Origin of the sequence: Bacillus sp. 007/AIA-02/001 (assembly GCF_004634455.1) — a bacterium.
In the GTDB taxonomy this organism is placed as follows: Bacteria; Bacillota; Bacilli; order Bacillales; family Bacillaceae_G; genus Bacillus_A; species Bacillus_A cereus.
In genome coordinates, this window is the sequence record NZ_SEIY01000029.1 from 1 (window position 1) to 20,157 (window position 20,157).

Consider the following 20,157-nt stretch of genomic DNA (forward strand, 5'->3'; position numbering starts at 1 on the left):
TCTTTTGAAGAAAATTTAGCCATAAAAAATGCACCTCCAATTGTTAATTATGTGTCTAACAATTGGGGTGCACTTCAATTTAGGTGCCTTTTTGCTTTGCAATTTTTGAAATGAACAAGCATGCACTTTCGAATTAAAGTTTAATTTAGAAATATTTTATATGAAGCAAGGTAATGAAGATAAACCATAATATTTCTCAAGTGAGAAGGGAATAAGTCATGGTATACAGATAATGTTGGTTATCTAATTGAAATTTATGGATTTATATACGGACATTCAAACTAAAGGTAGTTTTTCAAATCTTTTATTAATATTTTTCATCACTCATATCCCAAACAAAGGGATAGATAAACTATGTATTTTTTACATAATAAAATTAAAAATAACAATGAATAATAAAAAGCTCAGCTATATTGCTGAACCTTTTATTATTTTTCTTTACCTATTCTGCCTAAACTATCTTTAATAGTTGTTTCCCCAAGTTGAGTGTATAACAAAGCTGTATCTTGACTGGTATGCCCAAGTTGCTGCATTACTTGTAATGAATCTTTTTCTTCCATATATAATTTATTTGCCAATGTATGTCTTAATTTATGAGGAGACATTCTTTTTCCATAGGACTTAGTATATTTTTCTACTATATCTTGGATAGCTCTAACTGAAAGAGGTTGTGCAGTATGTTTATATTTCGATAAAAACACATTTTTCAATTCTTTCCCTGGAGCATATTTTTTATCTCTAATCTCCATATATTTTTCAAGATCATTTAATGCAATTGGGGTAATCCAAACAGAATCTTCTTTGTTTCCTTTTCGGATTACATCAATTAGTCTTTCCTTTAAGTTTATATCTTCCATGCGGAGATCGGCCAATTCACTTACACGAATACCGCTACCAAGAAAGAGGGAGAGGATAGCTACATCACGCTCCTTATCTCTTAGGAAATAGAATAACTGATGTTTTGTTAAAGATTTTTCATGTTCATACTTAACATAATTCAGAAATTCTTGATCATCATCATTATGGAATATTTTAGATCTCATACGTTTTGCACGAGCATTTAATGTTTCTTTATCTTTATGTATTTCAATTTTAGCCATCACATTTCTATAAAAATAGCATTCTCCATCTTCATTCTCTGATAGGGAGGTGAGGTACTTAAATAAAGACTTTAAGGCCGAAATCTTTCTGTTAACAGAGGAATTCTGCATGTTTTGTTGTAGTTTTAAAAACCTCATAAAGTTCTCAACATCTTTTTTCTTTAAATTCTCCAAATCAGAAAATGATATGTCTTTAATGGGCTTAAATTCAATAATTTGTTCAGATAATAGCCAATTAAAGAAGACTCTAAAATCATATACATAATTCAGTAGGGTGGAGGGAGAGGCATCATGCAATTCTTTGTACTCCACAAATTCTTCTATGTAAAAGGGCATTTCATTTAAATTCTCGTATAATTTCTTACGATGTACAGATTTTTGACGTTGTTTGCTGTAATCCATAAAAATCACCTCATATATACTATAACAGAAAAACAATACGAACACAAGTTCGCATTAAATTCAATTTTTACACAAACTTATTTACATAATTAAATTATGGGATTCTAAAATATACTCAAAACTGAATGGTATAGTGTAGTTAATTAATTGGGAATTATAGCTAACCAAGTGATAAATTTGTATTAGACTATAAAAATTTGTGCAAAAACTAAATATAAATGTATGTGAAATAAAACAAACCGGATATATAAATTTATATAAGAAATCAATCCGTAAAAATTTTTATCAAGCGTAAATTGATTAATTTAATCATGTTTATGGGGAGTTAATTAAATCAACTCAAGAAGAAATCTTATAAATTATAATTTAATTTACTATAAAAAATATTAATGACTAACTTAGCATTTAATGATTTCTATATAAAGCATGAATTATATAGACACATACCAATATACAAAGATCCATGCAATTGAGCTCGAAATCCCTAAATACTGTAATAGATTTTTATTTATACATCTTACTGTTCGTAAAATTGGTATTTCGTGCGAAGTTGTTGGTGATTATTTTTCTACGCTTTTATAAAGGCATCATATACCCTACCTTTCATCAGTATAAATTTCTTTTAGTTTCTGGTACGTTCAGCTATACATATTAATATTATAAATGATTGCTTATAGAACATATCCAATATACAACATTTTAATGCGAAACAGCTTACTTTAACTGCTTAAGACTAAATAGATGGTGTATTTTACAAAATTTAATTGTTGTGATGTCGAAATAGAGCATTTCCTTTAATTCTTTTTATTATAGCTGGTTTAGCTAAGCATTCTGCTAAATCTTATTTAAATGCAAATTTCAAAATGTAACTACTAAATTTCTCTTTCCGTCTCAATGATATAAGTATTCTTTTCGTTTTGAGATTTATTCACTTGTTTTTTATAAATCCCTATTAGATATGTTATGTAAACTGATTAAAAGTAATTTATTGTAAATCCCTTTATATAGCCGTTTTTCAAGTCACATCCCCCCCGCCACATTCTGTGTACTTTCTGCTTCATGTAAGTGCAAATCCTTATATCAGTATTCGTATTCATCATAATAATACGATGAAGATTTAATTCCTCAAATCTAAATGTAACCAGCAACTTTGCGACTCCCGTTGCAAGTCCCTTTCCCCAATAATCTGGATTTATGTTATACCCTATTTCTCCCTCCCTATTAGTAAAATCTCGAATCGTAATCGCACCTGCCCCTACCACTCTTTCGTACTCCAATTCAACCAATGCAAAAGAAAATCGACTTCTCGGGACCTTACTTGCATCTTGAAGAACTAGGTTTACAAATTCTTTTGTTTCTGTTTCCGTTTCCGAATTAGGGCCCCATGCTTGGTATCGGCACACAATGGACTGTGATGTGTATATATCCTTCCAATCATTTTCTTCGATTTCTCGTAGTTTGAATCTATTATGTATTATGTTATGAACCATCCAATTCCCTCCATTCACTTATGCCCTTTATCACACTAAATTTCATCATAGTATTCCATTAACTTATCTTAATTACAACATGAAAAAAATCTTAAATCCACTGATACTATTTATCTAGTAAAAGAGAATCAGTACATATAACCTTTGTACGTTTCTTCAAACATCTTACTCGAAATTGATCCCACATATTCGAATGTTCCATACCAGAAAATAAGTTCTTGTAGAGATTTGTCAAACACTGTACACTGAATACGTGCCGTATTTGCCCTTCTCTTTTTAGAGGAGGTGACAATAGAACGTGGAGAATACTAGAACCACCCGTAAACGTTCAGAGAGAGAAAAGAAACGTAAGTGTCTTTTTTCTTTTGGCACAATCGTTACAGCATTCAGTTTCCTTAGAAATATACATTACTTTTTCACCAAAAGTGAAATAGGTAAGGGTATAACTGAATATGTAAGACATCTTCTTAAATAAAAAAGTGCCGCTATAAGTAGCGACACTAAGACCAGTTTGTAGTTATGATTGGGTTCCAAGGTGAAGTACTGACCATACTTTCATTGCACACGACCAATGCAGCATCATTTTGAAGTGCAAAGACGTTGAAACCCAGCTTACTACTCTATATAGTATTGCGACATACAGTGCTTTTATTCCTGTCTGCGTACGAAAAAAGCCTTGGTGACCAAACCAAGACTTTTCAAAAAGCTTACGACCTATCAATAGAACGAGAATCAGAACCACCCGACTTCTTGTTCGTTATAATCTAGCTTACACCCTTATTGTACTATACGTTTTTTATATTTTCAACAGTCTGCATTCCTTTCACGCAATATTCATACTTCTAATACTGAAAGTTACCTTACACGACCTCTATCCATTGAAGATTCACGTCACACTTTACATACTTCATAGAGAAGATACGATAACATTACTATTTTTAGAGTCTTTAGCTTGGTATACAACAATAATATCCATATACTAGGAGTGAACAGGATGACAAGCACTTTGCTACTATTAGCTCTTACTTTGTTCGGAATAAGTGGGCTATTCTCCCTAATTAGGAAGCTAACTACGCCAAAACAAGATGAGGCTAAACGTTTAATTATTATCGAATCATTGTCTATATTAGGAGTTGCATGGATAGGTATTGGACTATTCTTGTAACATACTTACACATTACTTTCGTTATAAATGAATAAAACTTATTATTCATTCAATAATACGGATAGGCATTAGCCAAAACTCATTTAAAGTCCTTAGTCTTTCTCCTTTCCCCTTGGAGATTCCTTGAGCTGGAGCAGTTAGCTTTACTAACAGCTCCTTTTTTGTATCTGTAAATGCATGATTTGATTTGCATTTGTTTGAATTGCATACAGAATGCTTTCCTAAAGTAATAGGTACATAAAATTCAATTCTATATGAAGACTACCTGTGTAATGTACCAGCAACTCCTACTCATACATTTACTCTTTTAAACTAGAATCTGTTTTCACTTCACCTTCACTACGAAGCTCATGCCAATTCTCTATACAATCCAGCTTCCAGGCATTCGGATTTTCTTCATTATGTAGCTTTTTTAGTATGTATTTATTTATTTTTTCTTTCTTCTTTCTTTACCTTTAATTCTAAGTCCATAAGTCGACTCTCCCAGTTATACGTATTGAATGTTTCCTGCCTAAAATCAATATACTACTTTGAACTCATTTGAGTGCTAATTCTTTTTATCTATTATCTATTCCCTATGTGATAATTATAAGTTGTAATTAGCTATAAGCATTCCATTTATCACTTTGATATAACGGTTGACCTGTATTCCAGTCGCACATAATCCATTCCACCGTTCCACTCCCAGCTTCTTTTGGATATTTCTTCATCATTTTTTGTATGGCTACTCTTGCCATTTCCTCATTATATGGTGAAGCATGATCATTATCCTTTACTTTATCGTTTTCTACTTGACCGACAGATTCTTCATTTGTGTTTGCACGACTCTCTGATCTACCCTTTAATTTGTCTTCGTTTGAGCATGCTGTTAACAGTATTCCTAAACTAACAATATATGACACTACTTTTTTCACTATTTAAACACCCTTTCATTATTAGTATGTTTCTATTATTAAAATCTATTTAATAGTATATTAATATATAATTATATATAGTATAATCGTATCAATCAACATATCTGTAGGAGGAAATTATGAAAAGAAATATACTTAAAGCAAGTAAGAACATATTATTAGCAGGTTGTACGTTTAGCTTATTGGTAAGTTGCTCTTCCAACAATTCAGAACCAAAAGAAGGAAGTAAAACAACTGCATCTGCGAATGAAAGTACAACTAAAGACCAAGTGGCCAGCGGGTCAAAAATAGGAGATACTAGTAATTCTGATTCGTCTAAAAAGAAGGAAAATGCCAAAGACCATAAAGAAATTACTATAGATCAATTCGGCGGAGAAAGCTTTTCTAATTTATTAGACGATAGAAAAGTGAAAGAACTTGGTGTTGCTCGAAAGGGTGATTACATTTACGTCATGTTCCAAAAATACATCCAAGAAGAGCAAAAAGATAAGACTTTTGTATCAATCGGCAAAATAGACGATAAAGAAGGAAAATGGATTATAAAAGATCAACATTTTTATAATGGAGAAGACGGCGTATCTTCTACACTCTTTGGAGATGCACACATCATTTCAAATGGTTTAGTAGCAAGAACCTCTCTTATGGATGAACAAGCTAAAATGGTAGAGATTGATACCAACCTAGAGAGTTCCTCTTTTAATAATATCAGTAATAGCCAAAATACAGCCAATACATATCATTATGTACAAACCTCGAACGGTAGCGCTCTTTTAGTACAAGAGGGAGAAAAGGTCTTCCTGCATTTAGATGACAGTTCGAAAAAGGAGATACAAAATCTGAAATTAAAGGATTATGGCACTAACAATATCTATATTGATTTAAAACAAAACTTACTATATGATGGCTCTGGAAAAACAGTATTTGATATAAACAAGGGCGATTATGTGTATGATAAACAAGGTCAAAAATTAAAGTATGGGATAAACTACGGTCAAACCCTTATCGCTGCAAATGCAAAATACGTCATTGCTAACACAAACAATGGTTCAAAATTAAAGTTTGACGTGTATAATACTACTACTGGCGGTAAAGCAATGAGAAGTATTGAATCAGAAGCAATTACACGCGCAGGTGTAGGGGGACTATTAGGTGGTTCTGAAAAGCATTTATACCACTTCAGTTTGACAGGCGACTATATTCACTATGTAGGGCTAATCGAATACAAAGGTAAGCCAAGCATTCAATATAAAAAGATATACGCTGGAGAATAACCATTTCTAAATGCATTACTTATTGGCTCCTGCCTCTTTACCATTACTTTAATTAGTAATTATTCCAACTCTAGTTATCCTAGCACGATTAAAAAGAGAACCTGATGAGGGTTCTTTTTTATTTTTAAGTACTTTTATACAATACCCACTATCATATAGAAACGATTCCAAAAGGGACCTGCCAAGCCCTATCGTATAAAATATGTAAAATGAAGTAAAAAGGAGGATGTCAAATGGATTTTTTGAACAAGATAGATTCTTTCGTACGTCAACTTTTTCTTGTGCCAGTTTTCGTTATCGGACTCGGCGTTTATGTTTCATACGTCACAAAACGCATATGGGTTGCGCCTGTTCTTACACTTCTGTTAAATAACCTATTGGAGCCCTAGTCTTGGATGATGTACTTCAGTCGTATCTTAATACATAGAAATCTCACATCCTCTACCTTACCGTTTGCTAACTTCACTCGAAACGTATCACCATCGATATGATCCAGTATCGTAGCTTTGATGATTCTATTAGCATTTTGTTTCTTACTCTCCCCAGGTACTGGGTTTATTGCTTGCTCGACCAATTCTGGATACTGCAGTTTACCCGTAAACTCTTCTTTTTTTACAGGTACGGACACTGCTGCCTCATAACTATTCTCTTCTTTCTAATTTTGCTTTGTTTCTCTTTGTTTCGCTTCCTTTCTGCTGGTCTTTCTCCGCTACATTTCTTGTAACGGGAATTTCAGTGTCATCTTTGCTACTACACCCTGTTACCAATCCTAAAATCATGCACAATGTAGAAATGAACCATAAAAATCTCTTCATCGTATGCCTCCTTCTCTTCTTGTTTTCTTCCCTGACATCATAACGAGATTGGAATCATTGTTGGAAAAACGATGGATTTCTATGATGTAGCAAAGGTTTTTGTATACATCCATTGCTGGACTCTTCTACTCTTTCATACGGACTTTTTATGATATGTATGCAGGATTCACCCATACATATACCGAAACCCCAATAGGGAATCATTCCACTAATTACCATCCCCATTTCATACCATTACATTTTGGAGGTTAAACAGGATGAAAAAAAAGAAGTTACAAAAATCAGCACTTTCTTTTACCCTACTCTTTTCTTTAGGTATTTCTTCTTTTCCGCTTACAACAACCATTCATGCGGATACACAAGGGGCACAAACTGCAGAAAAGAAACAAGTCTCTTTAACGGAGCGTACGTCATTATTTTTTGACTATCTCCAGCAAGGTAAATATGTAGAAGCACTTCAGTTGACGTCTGCTGCTTTTCAATCCAAGTTTACGGCAAACATATTACAAAACTGGTGGACACAAAGTGGCGGGAGCAGGATTACAAACATGGGAACACCTGTTATTAAAGAACGAAACTTAGTCCATCAAACGGTTGAAATTCCAGGAGCTATCGAAGGAACTACTATTCCACTACTCCTTAAATTCACGCCTGGCGGCAAAGTTGATGAAGTTGGCGTAAGGACGATGCAACAGAAATCTTATACCATCCCGCATCCTAGTTATGACCAACCTGATTCCTACCAAGAACGTGAAATCGTAATTGGAAATACTACATACCCGTTACCAGCCACATTAACGGTTCCAAAACATAAACCTGGCGAAAAAGTGCCTGTTGTTGTTCTTGTTCACGGTTCGGGTCCGCAAGATCGTGACAGTACAATTATGGGAGCTAAAATCTTTAGAGACCTTGCAGCCGGTCTTTCATCAAGCGGTATCGCAGTGTTACGTTACGAGAAACGTTCCTTAGAACACGGTTTTAAAATGAGTGCAGAACCTGCTACATTAGACCAAGATACTACAGATGATGCCATATATGCAGCGAAATCAGCAGCGCAGCAGGAAGGTATTGACCCAGGTAACATTTTCATTCTCGGACATAGCCAAGGAGCTGGCACCATGCCGCGTATACTAAGCAAAGCATCTTCATCACTTGTAAGAGGAAGTATTTTAATGGCACCTCCTGCACGTCCTTTTACTGACATGCTCCTTGATCAGTATCAGTACCTCGGGGCACCTAAGGATTTTATTGATGAACTAAAAAAACAATTCGCTTATATTAAGGATCCTACTTTTGATCCAGATCACCCACCAGCTGGTTATAATTATCCTTCTCCACATTTCATGTATGATGTGACTCGTTGGCGTCCAGTTGAGGAAACGAAATCACGAAAAGAGCCATTACTGATTCTGCAAGGCGCACGTGATTATCAAGTAACTGTAAAAGACGATTTTACGAGATGGCAAGAAGGGCTTTCAAGCCGCAGTAATGTTCAGTTCAAAGAATATCCGAAATTGAATCACATCTTCACGGAGGGCGACGGGGAATTCAGTCACCCTAGTGAATACGAAGTCCCTTCTAATGTTCCTGCGTATGTCATCCAGGACATCGTTACATGGGTCAATGAGACAAAGAAATAAGAAAACAACAAAAGCCATCATGCAATCATCATTTCGTGATGGCTTTTGTGATATTAAAACATGTTATATCAGAAATTAATCGCTTCTATGAATTGATATTTTTACAGCGCTTATTTGCTTCATATCTTGCTATTCCTAGTCCGTCAGTGCAAGAATACAAAATTTATTTTGATATGTAATAATGCATATTATTTCTCTTGGATGTTATGATATACTCTGTTTGTGAGCTGATACAATATTTCTTTAGATTGGAAAACTAAAACCTCATTAACCCAAGTTGGGGGCGCCATTTGGCGTCTTTTTTTAGTTTTGCTCCATAGGCATTTAGCTTAGATATTGAAGTAACCCTAAAACAAAAAATAAGCTGCCCATTCGGAAAACTTATGTACATCATTTTCGAATGCGGGAGTTCCATCTTTCAAAACTAACCTATTAAATAGGGTTAGATGTATAAACTATATTAGCATCGGAATATTCTCGACTTGGGGTTACCGTAAATGCTTTCTCCTAATCATCCATTTCGATAAATGACTTACTTCTGATCAATTTGCCTTTGTTGTTCTTCGTTTAAAAGGGGCTAGTTTTACATACGATAAAGCACTAAAAAACTGTGCACAAAAACCTGCATGGTAACAAGTTTTTGGCACAGTTCTATTATTTAATCCCTTTCATAAGTACCTGAATCTTTGGAGCCATGAAATATAAAATAACACTTAAAACAATGGATACTCCGCCAATTACACCGAAATAAATAATCTCTGTTTCAGGATTATATAATCGCACAAGCTGCGCATTGATAGCTTGTGCAGATGCACTCGTTAAAAACCATAGACTCATTGTTTGAGCAGAGAACGCTGCTGGAGCTAGTTTTGTAGTAATAGATAAACCTACAGGTGATAAACAAAGTTCCCCGATTACGACTAGAAGGAAACTAATGACTAACCAAATTGGGCTAACAAGGGATTCGGTACCATGGATATATGCAGGAATAATCATCACTAAGAATGATAAACCAGCAAATAATAAACCGATAGCAAATTTATTTGCTGTACTTGGTTGGCGTGAATTCAGCTTTACCCAAAGCCAAGCAAATACTGGTGCTAGTAAAACAATATAAATAGGGTTTAATGATTGGAACCATGAAGATTGAACCTCCAATCCTGCAAAGTTTAACTGCGTACGTTGATCAGCATAACTAGCTAAAATGATTGCTCCCTGCTCTTGAATCGCCCAGAACATTGTAGCAGCGATAAATAGTGGTATGTAAGCAATTAAGCGAGATTTTTCAACTTCTGTCGTCTTTGGACTACGATACATAAAGACAAAGTAGCCTGTTGGAATTAGAATACCTAAGATACTTACAAGTAAAGTAAATCGATCAATCGTTAAAATACCTGTTGGAATTGTTAACACACAAACTAGTGCAATTGCGATAATACCAATACTAAACTGTATAAGGACCTTTTTTCTTTCCTTGTCTGTTAAAGGATTTGGTACTTGCGTTCCTGCTAATCCTAGATTTTTCTTTTTCGTAAGAACATACATAATTAATCCAAATAGCATACCAATTGCTGCCACACCAAAACCTAAGTGGAAGTTATACTTTTGACCAAGTGTTCCAATCACAAACGGAGATAATAGTGCTCCTAAATTAATACCCATATAGAAAATACTGAAACCTGAATCACGACGAGTATCTGTTTCACTATATAAATCACCAACAATACTAGATACATTCGGTTTTAATAACCCTGTTCCAAGTACTAAAAATACCATTGAGATAAATAGTGTACTAACCGTTCCTGGTAGAGCTAATATGAGATGACCGATCATTATTAAAACGCCACCCCAAAATATTGTTCTACTTGAACCTAATAGGCGGTCAGCAATCCACCCACCAATAATGCCTGACATGTAAACTAACGAACCATAGATAGCCATAATGGATGCAGCTGTGGCATGATCCATCCCTAAGCCACCTTTTGAAATGGAATAGTACATATAGTAAAGTAATATTGCTCTCATTCCGTAGTAAGAAAATCGCTCCCAAAATTCTGTAAAGAATAAAGTAAATAGTCCTTTGGGATGTCCAAAGAAACCATTTTGCGGAACGCTGCGAATAATATCGCTTTTGTTAAGCTTCTCCATAAAAAAACACTCCTAATATACAGATATAATGATTCTAATTAAGTATATAACAAAAAATAGAAAATTTAAACAAATATTAATTCGTTAAATGATTAGATTTTTTAGAAAAAACTAAATTATATATTGTTTTTAATGTTGATTTCATTTAAATTATATAATATAGATATAATAATTCGAATGTTAATACTGTATAAATATAAATACAAATGTAGGAGGATTTACATATTGTCAATGAAAGTCATTACCATAGAAGATATTTATCAAGAAATATTGGATGGAAAACGGAAACGATTCCCTCCGAATACTTGGAAAGAAGATATGGATAATAAGCTCGCCCGCAGAGTAATCACATATTTATTACACAATATCTTAAAATGGGATAAGGAAGATATCAGAAAAAAATGGAACACTCAATTACTTGTAAAGTATAAATTACGAGGATTACTTAAACATAGATACGAAAATAGCCCTTTTAAAGCAATAAATGATTTATACCCAAGTGAGTTTAAAGAATGGGAGTTTGGTATGACTCCTTTAAATTTTTGGACGAAAGAAAAGGCATTAAAGATTTTGAGATGGATGATTGAAGAAAAAAAAGGTTTATCGAACGAAAAGCTCCTACGCGCATACGGCAAAAAATGGTTGGAGAAAAACAAATTAAGTGCCCCTCTGGCTATGTACTGGAATAGTAGTCCGTTTGCAATGATTAACGATTTGTACCCTAATCGTTTTAAAGAATGGGAATTTCTCATGACGCCCAATAACTTCTGGACAAAAGAAAAAGCATTAGAAGCATTGAAATGGACTATTGAAGAAAAAGAAAAATTATCGCCCGAACAAATACTGGATGTATACAGTATAAAATGGCTAAAGACTCACAGATTAGCGTCTCCATGTCAATTAATGTGGGGAAATAGTCCATTTAAAATGATAAACGACTTATATCCAGGTCGCTTTAAAGAATGGGAATTTAAAGTTACACCAGTTGGCTTTTGGTCCAAATGTAAAGCACTAGAAGCATTAAGATGGACCATTGAAGAGAAAGAAAAACTGGATGAAAAACAGCTATTAAACGTATTTAATCAACGATGGCTCATAAAACAAAAATTACGGACACCCTTACAACGCTATTGGAAAGGAAGCCCCTACGGGATGCTTATTGCTTTATATCCAAATCGTTTTTCTAAAGGTATGTTAAAAGGGTATTTTAATAATTAAAGTGGAAATGTAAGTATGCAGAGACGCCCTTTGGTGTCTCTTTTTGAAATCCTATGTAAGTACATTCTTATGTGCCTATCGCTTTATTTATTGAAGAAAGTGAACCTGTTATATTATTTCCCAATACATCTCGTCAAAGCCATACCAAGAAACCCAGCGCCCATCCCTATCAGCCACCCAGCTTGGGCGCTCCCAAACATAGATCCCACTCCCGCGCCAAGAAACGTAGCCCACGAATACTAACCCCTAGATGCCCCAGTTCGGTCGTTCCATACTTCATCCCCACCCTGTCCTTACAACATATGCTATATGCAAGCTAAACTTTCTAGCTTATGAACTGTTCATTTTCTCGACTATAAATATATGTTTCATATCCATTACTTACGGGTCCAAATGTCCTTTTTACATCAATTCTTCACTTAACTTCATTGGTTACTTTTTTCATCTCATAGGAGATTATTTCTCAACACATAATACATGGAATAACATTACCATTAATGGTAATATAAAGGTATCTTCAGTTGTTAACTGTTGTTCCCTTTTTGAAAGTCCTGTCAAAATACAGGACTTTTTAAATTTACTTCCTACTAAATTGGCTTTTTCGTTCATATTCTTTCACCTTTACATTGGACAATTAAACGATATTGGTGGAGATTCATCAGATTTTAAGTTCCTCTTTTCTTATTAAACTACATGCTTAAATATGTGGTTTTCAACTTAGATTCGAATAACAAAATGTTCACTTTTTTGATACATTTATGAAACATTCTTATAATATATTAATTATATTCTTTTTATAAATCGTATCGTTCAGTAGAAAAGTCCTAGTCCCCTCTAGGACTTTTTCTTTGCTTTTAGGACTCTTACTCAATTGAAGGGTCATTTTTTTGTTCAAATAAAATATCTATATAGAGATAACGACATTCAACTAAGTATTTAATAAATTCCGAAGAGGATATGCTGAAAAATAACGACTGTATATCCTTTTCATTAGTTTCTATACCTGATAAACCTTACAAATTTGTAATACTATTGTCACCTTAATTGATAGTAAATTGGTTAATGTTGGTTTATTATACAGACTATTGACCATATTTAATACAACATCATTGGTAGGTGTCACTTAATGGGAAGAAACTTATTACGCTATGGAATTATAAGTATAGCTTTTATTACCATCCCTATTGTATTTATACTTTTGGCGTCAGCTCATTTCATTCCAAAAGAATACAATGAGGAATGGCCAGAAGTAAAAAAGACTGCTGAACTAATAACTATCGGTTACTTCAAAAAAGAAAGAAATCTCGATATTGTAATCGAAACAATTAAACCATCAGAAGAATATAGAACACATGAAATTTATCTGCATGGACATGTCATAAACAATAAACATCAAAAATTTTCTGTTATTGTTAATTTTAGTGATAACTATTCCATTAGAGATATAACTGAAAATAGTCTTAAAACAAGGAGTATTTAACTTATGTTAGATGCTCTTTTTTGCTTAACACTTTTGTTCAATTAAGTAATTACTTGGATTCTTCAGTGGATCACTCTCCCTTTTTCAAATAAATCGGCACTTCTAAAAAACAACTTCCTACGAACGTTGATTTTTGTCGAAAATATTTTTTAGAAAACTCTAGTTTTAAGAAGGTTTTACAAAATCTTACACAGAATTAGTCATACACCGTATAAAATTGGTAATTTTTTACGATTCGTTTCATTTTATCTACCACGTTTAGACAAAATAGAAAAAACAAAGCAAAAAGGAGAGGTATAGTTTGAAAGGAAAACTTGGATTAACGATTGTAGGATTATCTGTCTTTATTTTTGGTCTTTTTGGTGTAAACATTGGAGATGGCGGAGTTGTAAAAGCTGCACATGGAGAAACTTTTGCTCCGAAATTAGAGTCGCATGGGGATTCATGGGCTCCTGCTTATGATCACGGAAGACCTCCTATTTCATCATACAACAAAGGAGATACTTGGGCTCCTTCCTTTACAAATACACATGGGGAAGGAATGGCTCCTAAAAAAGAGACTCATGCAGATTTAATCGCTCCTTCGCTAGAATCTCATGGTCATACTGGTGGTGCTCCTGCTTTAAACTGTGGAGAAACACCTGTTCCGATACAAGATACGCATGGACATTATCCAGCTCCAAAACTAGAAGCAGATGGGGACCATGGCGGGGCTCCTTCTAATACAGAACCTGGCGAAGGTATCTAAGTTCCCAAAAGGGGATCAAATTAAATTTTAAATGAATCGTATACCAAAAGAAATCTATTTTACGTAACAAATATGATGTATACGCATGTTTTCTAATGTGATACACTGTACTCGAGAGAAATCTCTACTACATAAGTGGTTTTCAAGTCTAAAAAATACACCTATTAACTAGGTGTATTTTTACAGAGTGTTTGGAAACCCTTTAGGGTTCCCAACACTCTGACAAAAATACCTTATATAATATATGGTACTTTTGTATTTTATGTTTTAGAATTCCTCGATTTGAACTGTAAAATTGAAATATAATACAGATTACAAACCGTTTTATACATATCTCAGTTGAACCTCAGAAGCACATCTTGTTTTAACTACTACTATTCTTCTCTAATTACATCTATAACGTTATCCTTTTTAATTTTCCGAAGCGGAATTAGTACCGATAGATAACTAATCAACAGTGCAGTTATAAATGTGATAAAACTAGATTGATAAGGAATAATCCATTCAAACGATACCGTATTTGACAGTGCTACATAAAGAATATACGACAGCATACAGCCGAAAAAGATTCCTTGTATGCTTCCAAAGAAACCGTACAGGAGTCCTTCATATATAACCATCTTTTTTAAATCCTTTTGCGACATACCAATCGATTTTAAAGCAGCTAATTCTTTTCTTCTCATAATGACGCTGACTGTAATGGTATTTAAAATATTTACACAACCAATTAGTGTAATAACAGCTATAAATCCGTACCCTAATATTTTTATATAAAGTATATTGTCTGTATGGAAATTACTTTGAACAATATTATTTTTTACATCTATAGATGCATCTCCACCCAGTTTCTTTTGTATATCTAAAATTGTAGCATCAGCCTGAGATTGATTCTCTAAATCAATTTCAAAACCTGTTAATTTTTGTGGAGATGGTGTAATATATTCGGCTATTTGTTCACTAGTAATAAAAGTTATGGTATCCATCACTCTACTCATATTAAAAATATCCAATTCTACAATTGCAGCTATTTTTAAAGTTTCTAGATTATCTTCATTGTAAGAGATTTCCTCTATAGGCTTTCTTTCCTGCCGACTTGTTATTTGGATTTCATCCCCTACCTGAAAAGTACTTAGAGAACCTATATATTTTTTACTTGTATTCATATCATTTGATGCAGCTTGTTTTACTAAAATAACCTCTTTTTCACGATTTAATTTTGAAATATCAATTCTTCCACTAGTTACATTTTCAGCTAGTTTCTTTAAACTATTCTCATCGTATGCTTTTATTTGTGTTTCCATAATTTCTACAGTTTGATTATTGTATTTTACTTTATGATACAGCGATTCATTTCCTTGTAATTCTTTAATTTGTTTATTTTTTGGTACTTTTGTGTAAAAATCATTTGCCTGATATTGCTTGTACAGATTCTCTACGTTATTAACTTTATAAATATTTTGACTCAAACGTTCTATGCTAGGCTTGTCTAAATTTGAATTAACCGTAACTGATATGTCCGATTTTAGAGCTTGAATTTCCGGTTGTTTACGCTGAATGACAGTATCTATAAGAAACGTAAACGTGATATACAGTACACTACTTATGATGATAGATAAGATTGTAACTGTATATCTATTGGGATTCCTTTGGATATTTTTTAATGCCATACTTAGCGGAAAAGATAGTGGTTTCTTTAGTTTTGTTCTCTTTTTTTTCTTTATTTTTTCTTTTTTTATAGCTAATCGGCTACTTACGGCCAATAACGGTGAAATTCTACCTGCAAAAAAAGCAGGAAAATAGCTTGAAATATAAACTGTTATCAATGTAATTAAAGAACTTACACATATAATTAACCAATCTAATTTAATTGTATATCCCATAGAGTTTTGAAGTACGTTTATAAGTACTTGATTAAGTAAAAAGACTACTAATATACTGCACAAAATCCCAAAAAAGATAGCAATAATAGAAAGAAATGTTGCTTCTCTTATCACAATTTTTCTGATTTGTTTTTTTGTAGCTCCTATACTCCTCAATAGCCCAAACTGTTTCATTCGCTCTACTATACTAATTTGAAATGCATTATAAATAATAACAATTGTAGAAATCACAACAATCCCAATACTAATAGCGGCTGCTACCATTATCTCCACACTAGGCTTTAAGACTCTCTTTAATTCATCATTCACTCTCATATTTTTTTTATTCGTCAATAATTTAAATTGATTTTCAACTTCATCGAAGTTTGCGTATTTATGCAATTCAATCAATACGCTACCTTCTCCAACTTTAAACTTATTTTTATATGTTAATAATTGACCGGTTTTATTTTCCTGAGTACTACTAGACTTATTTAGCAAACCAACAAGTTTATATTTTTTTTCATGAATAGTAAACATACCGTCTAATTTAAGATTGGGCCCGAAGTAAGGCAGCATCCATTTTTCCAAAACAGCCTCGTTTTCATTTGAAGGTAGTTTACCTTCTAAAGGAATACTAGACTTTAACAGCTTCAATGCTTGATGATCTGCATACATATAAGAGACCGCAATCTCATCAATATGGAGCACCTCTCCTGGAGTTATGATGCCATAAGAAGATATATTTGGATTACTTTTTATTATATTGAAAAGCTTTTGATTATAATTTTCAACTGAAATATTTGCAGAACCCATAGAACCTTTTTTAGCATTTTCAATTCCCGAAGTGTATCCACTATTAAAAAAAAGTCCAATCGTTGTTATTAGCGAAAATGCTAGAATAATACCTGTTAATGTTAGCAGAGTACGTTTTATATTACTTCTGAGATATTTTTGACTTAACTGTTTGTAACTATGAATCAATACTCCTCCCCTCCACATTTCTCTTGATTTTGCACTAATTGTTTATCTGAAATAATCATGCCATCTGTAATGGTTATAATTCGATCAGAATTTGATGCGATAGCAGGGTCATGGGTAATTAAAATCACCGTCTGATTATATTTTTTAGCCGTTACTTTTAATAAATTTAGAACTTCTTTTGTATTTTTTGTATCTAGATTTCCGGTTGGTTCATCCGCTAAGATAATATCGGGTTTATTTATAAGAGATCTACCAATAGATACCCTTTGTTGTTGACCACCCGATAATTCAGAAGGCAAATGATCTCGTCTTTCATTTAACCCTAGAGTTCTTATAATTTCATTCAGGTAATGATCATCTACCTGTTCTTCGTCCAATAGAGCTGGCAAAGTAATATTTTCTTGTACATTCAAGACAGGAATTAAATTGAAAAACTGAAATATAAATCCAACTTTTCTTCGGCGAAAAATAGACAGTTCATTATCTTTATAATTGTAGATATTTTCATCACCTATAAACACATTTCCCGAACTCGGACGATCCAGACCTCCTAAAATATGCAATAAGGTACTTTTACCAGAACCTGATGCTCCAACTATGGTTACGAATTCTCCTCTATGAATGGAAAGATTAATTCCTTTTAACGCCTGTACTTGCGTTTCTCCCTCTCCATATGTTTTTACTACATTTTCTAATCTAACAACCTCCATACAACTCATCCTTTTCACAGATTAATTTTGAATCTCTACAAAATAGATTTTATCCTTATCGTGTTCACCATTCTCGTCTTTCACTGCATACACTTTTGAAACGTATTCGACCACCTTTTTTACCTTGTTTTTATTTTTATAATCAAAATTTTCTTTTGCAAACTGAATTAACGAAAGGCTTACTTCTTTTTCTTTTAATTGTTTATATGCTTCCTCATTAACAATTACTATCGGTGATGAAAAATAGCCAATCCAATTATTTTGTTCAATATGTTGAACAGGTATCATTTGTCCATTTAAATTTAAATTTCCATCCTTAACTTCCTCAGCTTCCGCATTTTTTCTATAAAATATGTTTTTTTCGCTTGCTAATTCTTTTATTTCTTTTACCGAGGCTGAAGTCATTGAACTATCTTCTTTAGATAAGGGTGTTCTTATAATTCCTTTTTTTAAGAATTTTTCAGCTGTAGATTTTGTAATAACCGCATATTGTTTCTTTGTAACAGATGGTTTATTAAGTTCCTTGTCTATCTCTTCTTCAGTCATATTTCCTCCTTTTTCTTTCCATTCTTTCTTAATTTCTTCTTTCTGTTCGGTAGTGAATTCTTGTTTTATTATTTCTGTAACCAATTTATAACTATAATCTGCTGTTCTTACGTTTTGATCTTTATACAGATTTTTGACAGCTGATATATTTTCTTTCGTTCCAGATACCATGATACCGTTTACTGGTTGTGAGGGACCATTTATATAGCGATTTACAGCAAACCCTATACCTATAAAAATTGCTGTTACTACTAGAAATCCTATTATCTTTTTCATTTTCTTCCTCCTCATATACTATGTTTAATCTGGGATTCGAACAGTAAGTTTTTTCTTTATATCAACAGTGGCTAAAATGCTACAAGTCTTAATAAAGAATGATTACCCTCAGTATAGACGTCTTTAATTGTTAATTGAATAACTCTTGTCTTACTATGTATACTTTAATCTTACAGTTTAGTAAGATTACTAAATCTAACTTTTTATATACTCGTAACTCTGATCAAGATATACTTTAAAATTAAATAGTTTTTATACACTTATTTAAGTACACACATACTTTTCAAATTCTCAAAAATCAGCTCCCATTCGGCTCTTATTCTCCATGATTTGTTTTTTAAAATTCATTTACATAATTAATGCGAATTCAAATTTCATTTAACATTTTTGTATAAGATAACTTAAACAAAACATTACTGATTGTATAAAAACGTACAAATTCAACAATATTACAAGGTTTTTCAAAATATAAGCAAGCACATGTATGAATTACGTGAATATTCTGCTTTAAGTAATTGTTGTATCTCATTATGTACTGAAAAGCTTTAAGCCGATTTGGGTATTATGCTTATACTCAGAAAAGCCTCTAAAAGTCCATTTCCATACTAAACTATTTTAAATTAGCCAATCAACGTGTAAAATAACTGTCATAATCTAAAATACTGCCATAATCAAAGACAAATGAGGAGAGATACTATGGATAAAGTATTATTCGTTGAAGACGATAACGATCTAGGAATGGCTATTGAGTTTACTCTAAAAGGAGAAGGACTTGAGGTTATAAGAGTTTCTACTGTACAAGATGCAAAAGACCAATACGAAAATAATAAATTTGACTTAGCTATATTGGATGTTGGACTACCAGATGGAAATGGATATGATTTATGTACCTACCTTAAAAGAAAAGGTGATATACCTATTATTTTTCTCACAGCACTGGATGAGGAGGCAAATGTAGTAATGGGCCTTGATATTGGTGGAGATGATTATATAACAAAACCCTTCAGGGTAAAAGAGCTATTATCTAGAGTAAAAGTACAATTAAGAAAAAAAATTAAAACAGCTTCTAATACTATATTGAGGTCTGAAAATATACACCTTGAAGTTGAAGCGGCTAGAGCTTTTAAGCATGAGAAAAGTATAAATTTAACACATTTAGAATACAAACTCTTATTAACGTTAATGCTAAATCCTCATAAAGTGTTACAAAGAAATGAGATATTGAAAAAAATAGTAGATGAAAGTGAAGTGTTTTTCGATGAAAATACTCTTTCCGTTTATGTAAAAAGATTAAGAAGTAAAATTGAGGATATTCCCCAAAATCCTAACTATATAATCACACAAAGAGGTGTTGGATATTTTTGGAATAAAGACGTCAGTAAGGAGTAATT

The 20,157-nt window shown here is 32.9% G+C and carries 17 protein-coding genes; 8 read left to right on the forward strand and 9 right to left on the reverse strand.

All coding sequences use genetic code 11. The annotated features are described in order from the left end of the window. Positions 1–428: 428 nt before the first annotated feature. Together xerS and ES895_RS27950 are read right to left on the reverse strand one after the other, a co-directional pair. On the reverse strand, positions 429–1,502 hold the full coding sequence (gene xerS / locus ES895_RS27945) for a tyrosine recombinase XerS (RefSeq protein ID WP_135238824.1): 1,074 nt from the start codon (positions 1,500–1,502) through the stop codon (positions 429–431). 974 nt (positions 1,503–2,476) lie between these two features. Beyond that, entirely contained in the window at positions 2,477–2,992 is a 516-nt protein-coding gene (locus tag ES895_RS27950; RefSeq protein ID WP_135238825.1) for a GNAT family N-acetyltransferase, read from the reverse strand. Positions 2,993–3,986: 994 nt separating this feature from the next. On the opposite strand from ES895_RS27950, the gene ES895_RS29540 reads away from it, so the two are divergent. Beyond that, positions 3,987–4,157 (forward strand): hypothetical protein, encoded by a 171-nt coding sequence (locus ES895_RS29540; RefSeq protein WP_167754541.1) that lies wholly within the window; start codon positions 3,987–3,989, stop codon positions 4,155–4,157. Positions 4,158–4,756: 599 nt separating this feature from the next. Here ES895_RS29540 and ES895_RS27955 read toward each other — a convergent pair. Continuing rightward, on the reverse strand, positions 4,757–5,071 hold the full coding sequence (locus ES895_RS27955; RefSeq protein WP_135238826.1) for a hypothetical protein: 315 nt from the start codon (positions 5,069–5,071) through the stop codon (positions 4,757–4,759). 119 nt (positions 5,072–5,190) lie between these two features. Between ES895_RS27955 and ES895_RS27960 the strand changes: the two genes are divergently transcribed. Both ES895_RS27960 and ES895_RS29545 read left to right on the forward strand, forming a co-directional pair. Next, a complete protein-coding gene (locus ES895_RS27960; RefSeq protein WP_098616325.1) occupies positions 5,191–6,342 on the forward strand; it encodes a hypothetical protein in 1,152 nt (383 codons plus the stop codon). Positions 6,343–6,575: 233 nt separating this feature from the next. After that, positions 6,576–6,731: a hypothetical protein gene (locus tag ES895_RS29545; protein ID WP_167754542.1), complete on the forward strand. Its 156-nt coding sequence runs from the start codon at positions 6,576–6,578 to the stop codon at positions 6,729–6,731. Positions 6,732–6,983: 252 nt separating this feature from the next. Here ES895_RS29545 and ES895_RS29550 read toward each other — a convergent pair whose 3' ends face one another. Then, complete coding sequence (locus tag ES895_RS29550) at positions 6,984–7,157, reverse strand: hypothetical protein (RefSeq protein WP_167754543.1); 174 nt, start codon at positions 7,155–7,157, stop codon at positions 6,984–6,986. Positions 7,158–7,414: 257 nt separating this feature from the next. Here ES895_RS29550 and ES895_RS27975 point away from each other — a divergent pair, with 257 nt between their 5' ends. Beyond that, positions 7,415–8,797, forward strand: coding sequence for an alpha/beta hydrolase family protein (locus tag ES895_RS27975; protein WP_000727499.1), 1,383 nt, complete (start codon positions 7,415–7,417; stop codon positions 8,795–8,797). 654 nt (positions 8,798–9,451) lie between these two features. On the opposite strand, the gene ES895_RS27980 is transcribed toward ES895_RS27975, so the two are convergent. Then, the gene (locus ES895_RS27980) at positions 9,452–10,945 is read right to left on the reverse strand and encodes a peptide MFS transporter (protein WP_000413411.1); all 1,494 of its coding nucleotides are present in this window, start codon (positions 10,943–10,945) and stop codon (positions 9,452–9,454) included. A 177-nt stretch (positions 10,946–11,122) separates the two neighbouring features. On the opposite strand from ES895_RS27980, the gene ES895_RS27985 reads away from it, so the two are divergent. Further along, positions 11,123–12,163, forward strand: coding sequence for a DUF4046 domain-containing protein (locus ES895_RS27985; protein ID WP_481747515.1), 1,041 nt, complete (start codon positions 11,123–11,125; stop codon positions 12,161–12,163). Positions 12,164–12,619: 456 nt separating this feature from the next. Here ES895_RS27985 and ES895_RS29555 read toward each other — a convergent pair whose 3' ends face one another. Continuing rightward, a complete protein-coding gene (locus ES895_RS29555; protein ID WP_157405095.1) occupies positions 12,620–12,772 on the reverse strand; it encodes a hypothetical protein in 153 nt (50 codons plus the stop codon). Positions 12,773–13,289: 517 nt separating this feature from the next. Here ES895_RS29555 and ES895_RS27995 point away from each other — a divergent pair. Together ES895_RS27995 and ES895_RS28000 are read left to right on the forward strand one after the other, a co-directional pair. Continuing rightward, positions 13,290–13,643 (forward strand): hypothetical protein, encoded by a 354-nt coding sequence (locus ES895_RS27995; protein ID WP_000533250.1) that lies wholly within the window; start codon positions 13,290–13,292, stop codon positions 13,641–13,643. A 301-nt stretch (positions 13,644–13,944) separates the two neighbouring features. After that, positions 13,945–14,391, forward strand: coding sequence for a hypothetical protein (locus ES895_RS28000; protein ID WP_000676733.1), 447 nt, complete (start codon positions 13,945–13,947; stop codon positions 14,389–14,391). Positions 14,392–14,765: 374 nt separating this feature from the next. On the opposite strand, the gene ES895_RS28005 is transcribed toward ES895_RS28000, so the two are convergent. Genes ES895_RS28005 through ES895_RS28015 form a run of 3 tightly spaced genes read right to left on the reverse strand, consistent with a single transcriptional unit; the run spans position 14,766 to position 18,766 of the window. Continuing rightward, the gene (locus ES895_RS28005) at positions 14,766–17,234 is read right to left on the reverse strand and encodes an ABC transporter permease (RefSeq protein ID WP_135238828.1); all 2,469 of its coding nucleotides are present in this window, start codon (positions 17,232–17,234) and stop codon (positions 14,766–14,768) included. Beyond that, entirely contained in the window at positions 17,231–17,944 is a 714-nt protein-coding gene (locus tag ES895_RS28010) for an ABC transporter ATP-binding protein (RefSeq protein ID WP_135238829.1), read from the reverse strand. Before ES895_RS28010 ends, ES895_RS28005 begins: the two co-directional genes overlap by 4 nt. Positions 17,945–17,965: 21 nt before the next feature. Then, positions 17,966–18,766 carry a lipoprotein BA_5634 family protein gene (locus tag ES895_RS28015; protein WP_135238830.1) on the reverse strand — a complete coding sequence of 267 codons (801 nt, stop codon included), beginning with the start codon at positions 18,764–18,766 and terminating at the stop codon, positions 17,966–17,968. Positions 18,767–19,462: 696 nt separating this feature from the next. Between ES895_RS28015 and ES895_RS28020 the strand changes: the two genes are divergently transcribed. Beyond that, positions 19,463–20,155 (forward strand): response regulator transcription factor, encoded by a 693-nt coding sequence (locus ES895_RS28020; RefSeq protein WP_065230006.1) that lies wholly within the window; start codon positions 19,463–19,465, stop codon positions 20,153–20,155. The last annotated feature ends 2 nt before the right edge of the window (positions 20,156–20,157 follow it).

Bases quoted from the DNA above. Each gene is read 5' to 3' on its own strand.
- xerS (WP_135238824.1), bottom strand. From the start codon at position 1,502: ATGGATTACAGCAAACAACGTCAAAAATCTGTACATCGTAAGAAATTA.
- ES895_RS27950 (WP_135238825.1), bottom strand. From the start codon at position 2,992: ATGGTTCATAACATAATACATAATAGATTCAAACTACGAGAAATCGAA.
- ES895_RS29540 (WP_167754541.1), top strand. From the start codon at position 3,987: ATGACAAGCACTTTGCTACTATTAGCTCTTACTTTGTTCGGAATAAGT.
- ES895_RS27960 (WP_098616325.1), top strand. From the start codon at position 5,191: ATGAAAAGAAATATACTTAAAGCAAGTAAGAACATATTATTAGCAGGT.
- ES895_RS29545 (WP_167754542.1), top strand. From the start codon at position 6,576: ATGGATTTTTTGAACAAGATAGATTCTTTCGTACGTCAACTTTTTCTT.
- ES895_RS29550 (WP_167754543.1), bottom strand. From the start codon at position 7,157: ATGAAGAGATTTTTATGGTTCATTTCTACATTGTGCATGATTTTAGGA.
- ES895_RS27975 (WP_000727499.1), top strand. From the start codon at position 7,415: ATGAAAAAAAAGAAGTTACAAAAATCAGCACTTTCTTTTACCCTACTC.
- ES895_RS27980 (WP_000413411.1), bottom strand. From the start codon at position 10,945: ATGGAGAAGCTTAACAAAAGCGATATTATTCGCAGCGTTCCGCAAAAT.
- ES895_RS27985 (WP_481747515.1), top strand. From the start codon at position 11,123: ATGTTAATACTGTATAAATATAAATACAAATGTAGGAGGATTTACATA.
- ES895_RS29555 (WP_157405095.1), bottom strand. From the start codon at position 12,772: ATGAACGAAAAAGCCAATTTAGTAGGAAGTAAATTTAAAAAGTCCTGT.
- ES895_RS27995 (WP_000533250.1), top strand. From the start codon at position 13,290: ATGGGAAGAAACTTATTACGCTATGGAATTATAAGTATAGCTTTTATT.
- ES895_RS28010 (WP_135238829.1), bottom strand. From the start codon at position 17,944: ATGGAGGTTGTTAGATTAGAAAATGTAGTAAAAACATATGGAGAGGGA.
- ES895_RS28015 (WP_135238830.1), bottom strand. From the start codon at position 18,766: ATGAAAAAGATAATAGGATTTCTAGTAGTAACAGCAATTTTTATAGGT.
- ES895_RS28020 (WP_065230006.1), top strand. From the start codon at position 19,463: ATGGATAAAGTATTATTCGTTGAAGACGATAACGATCTAGGAATGGCT.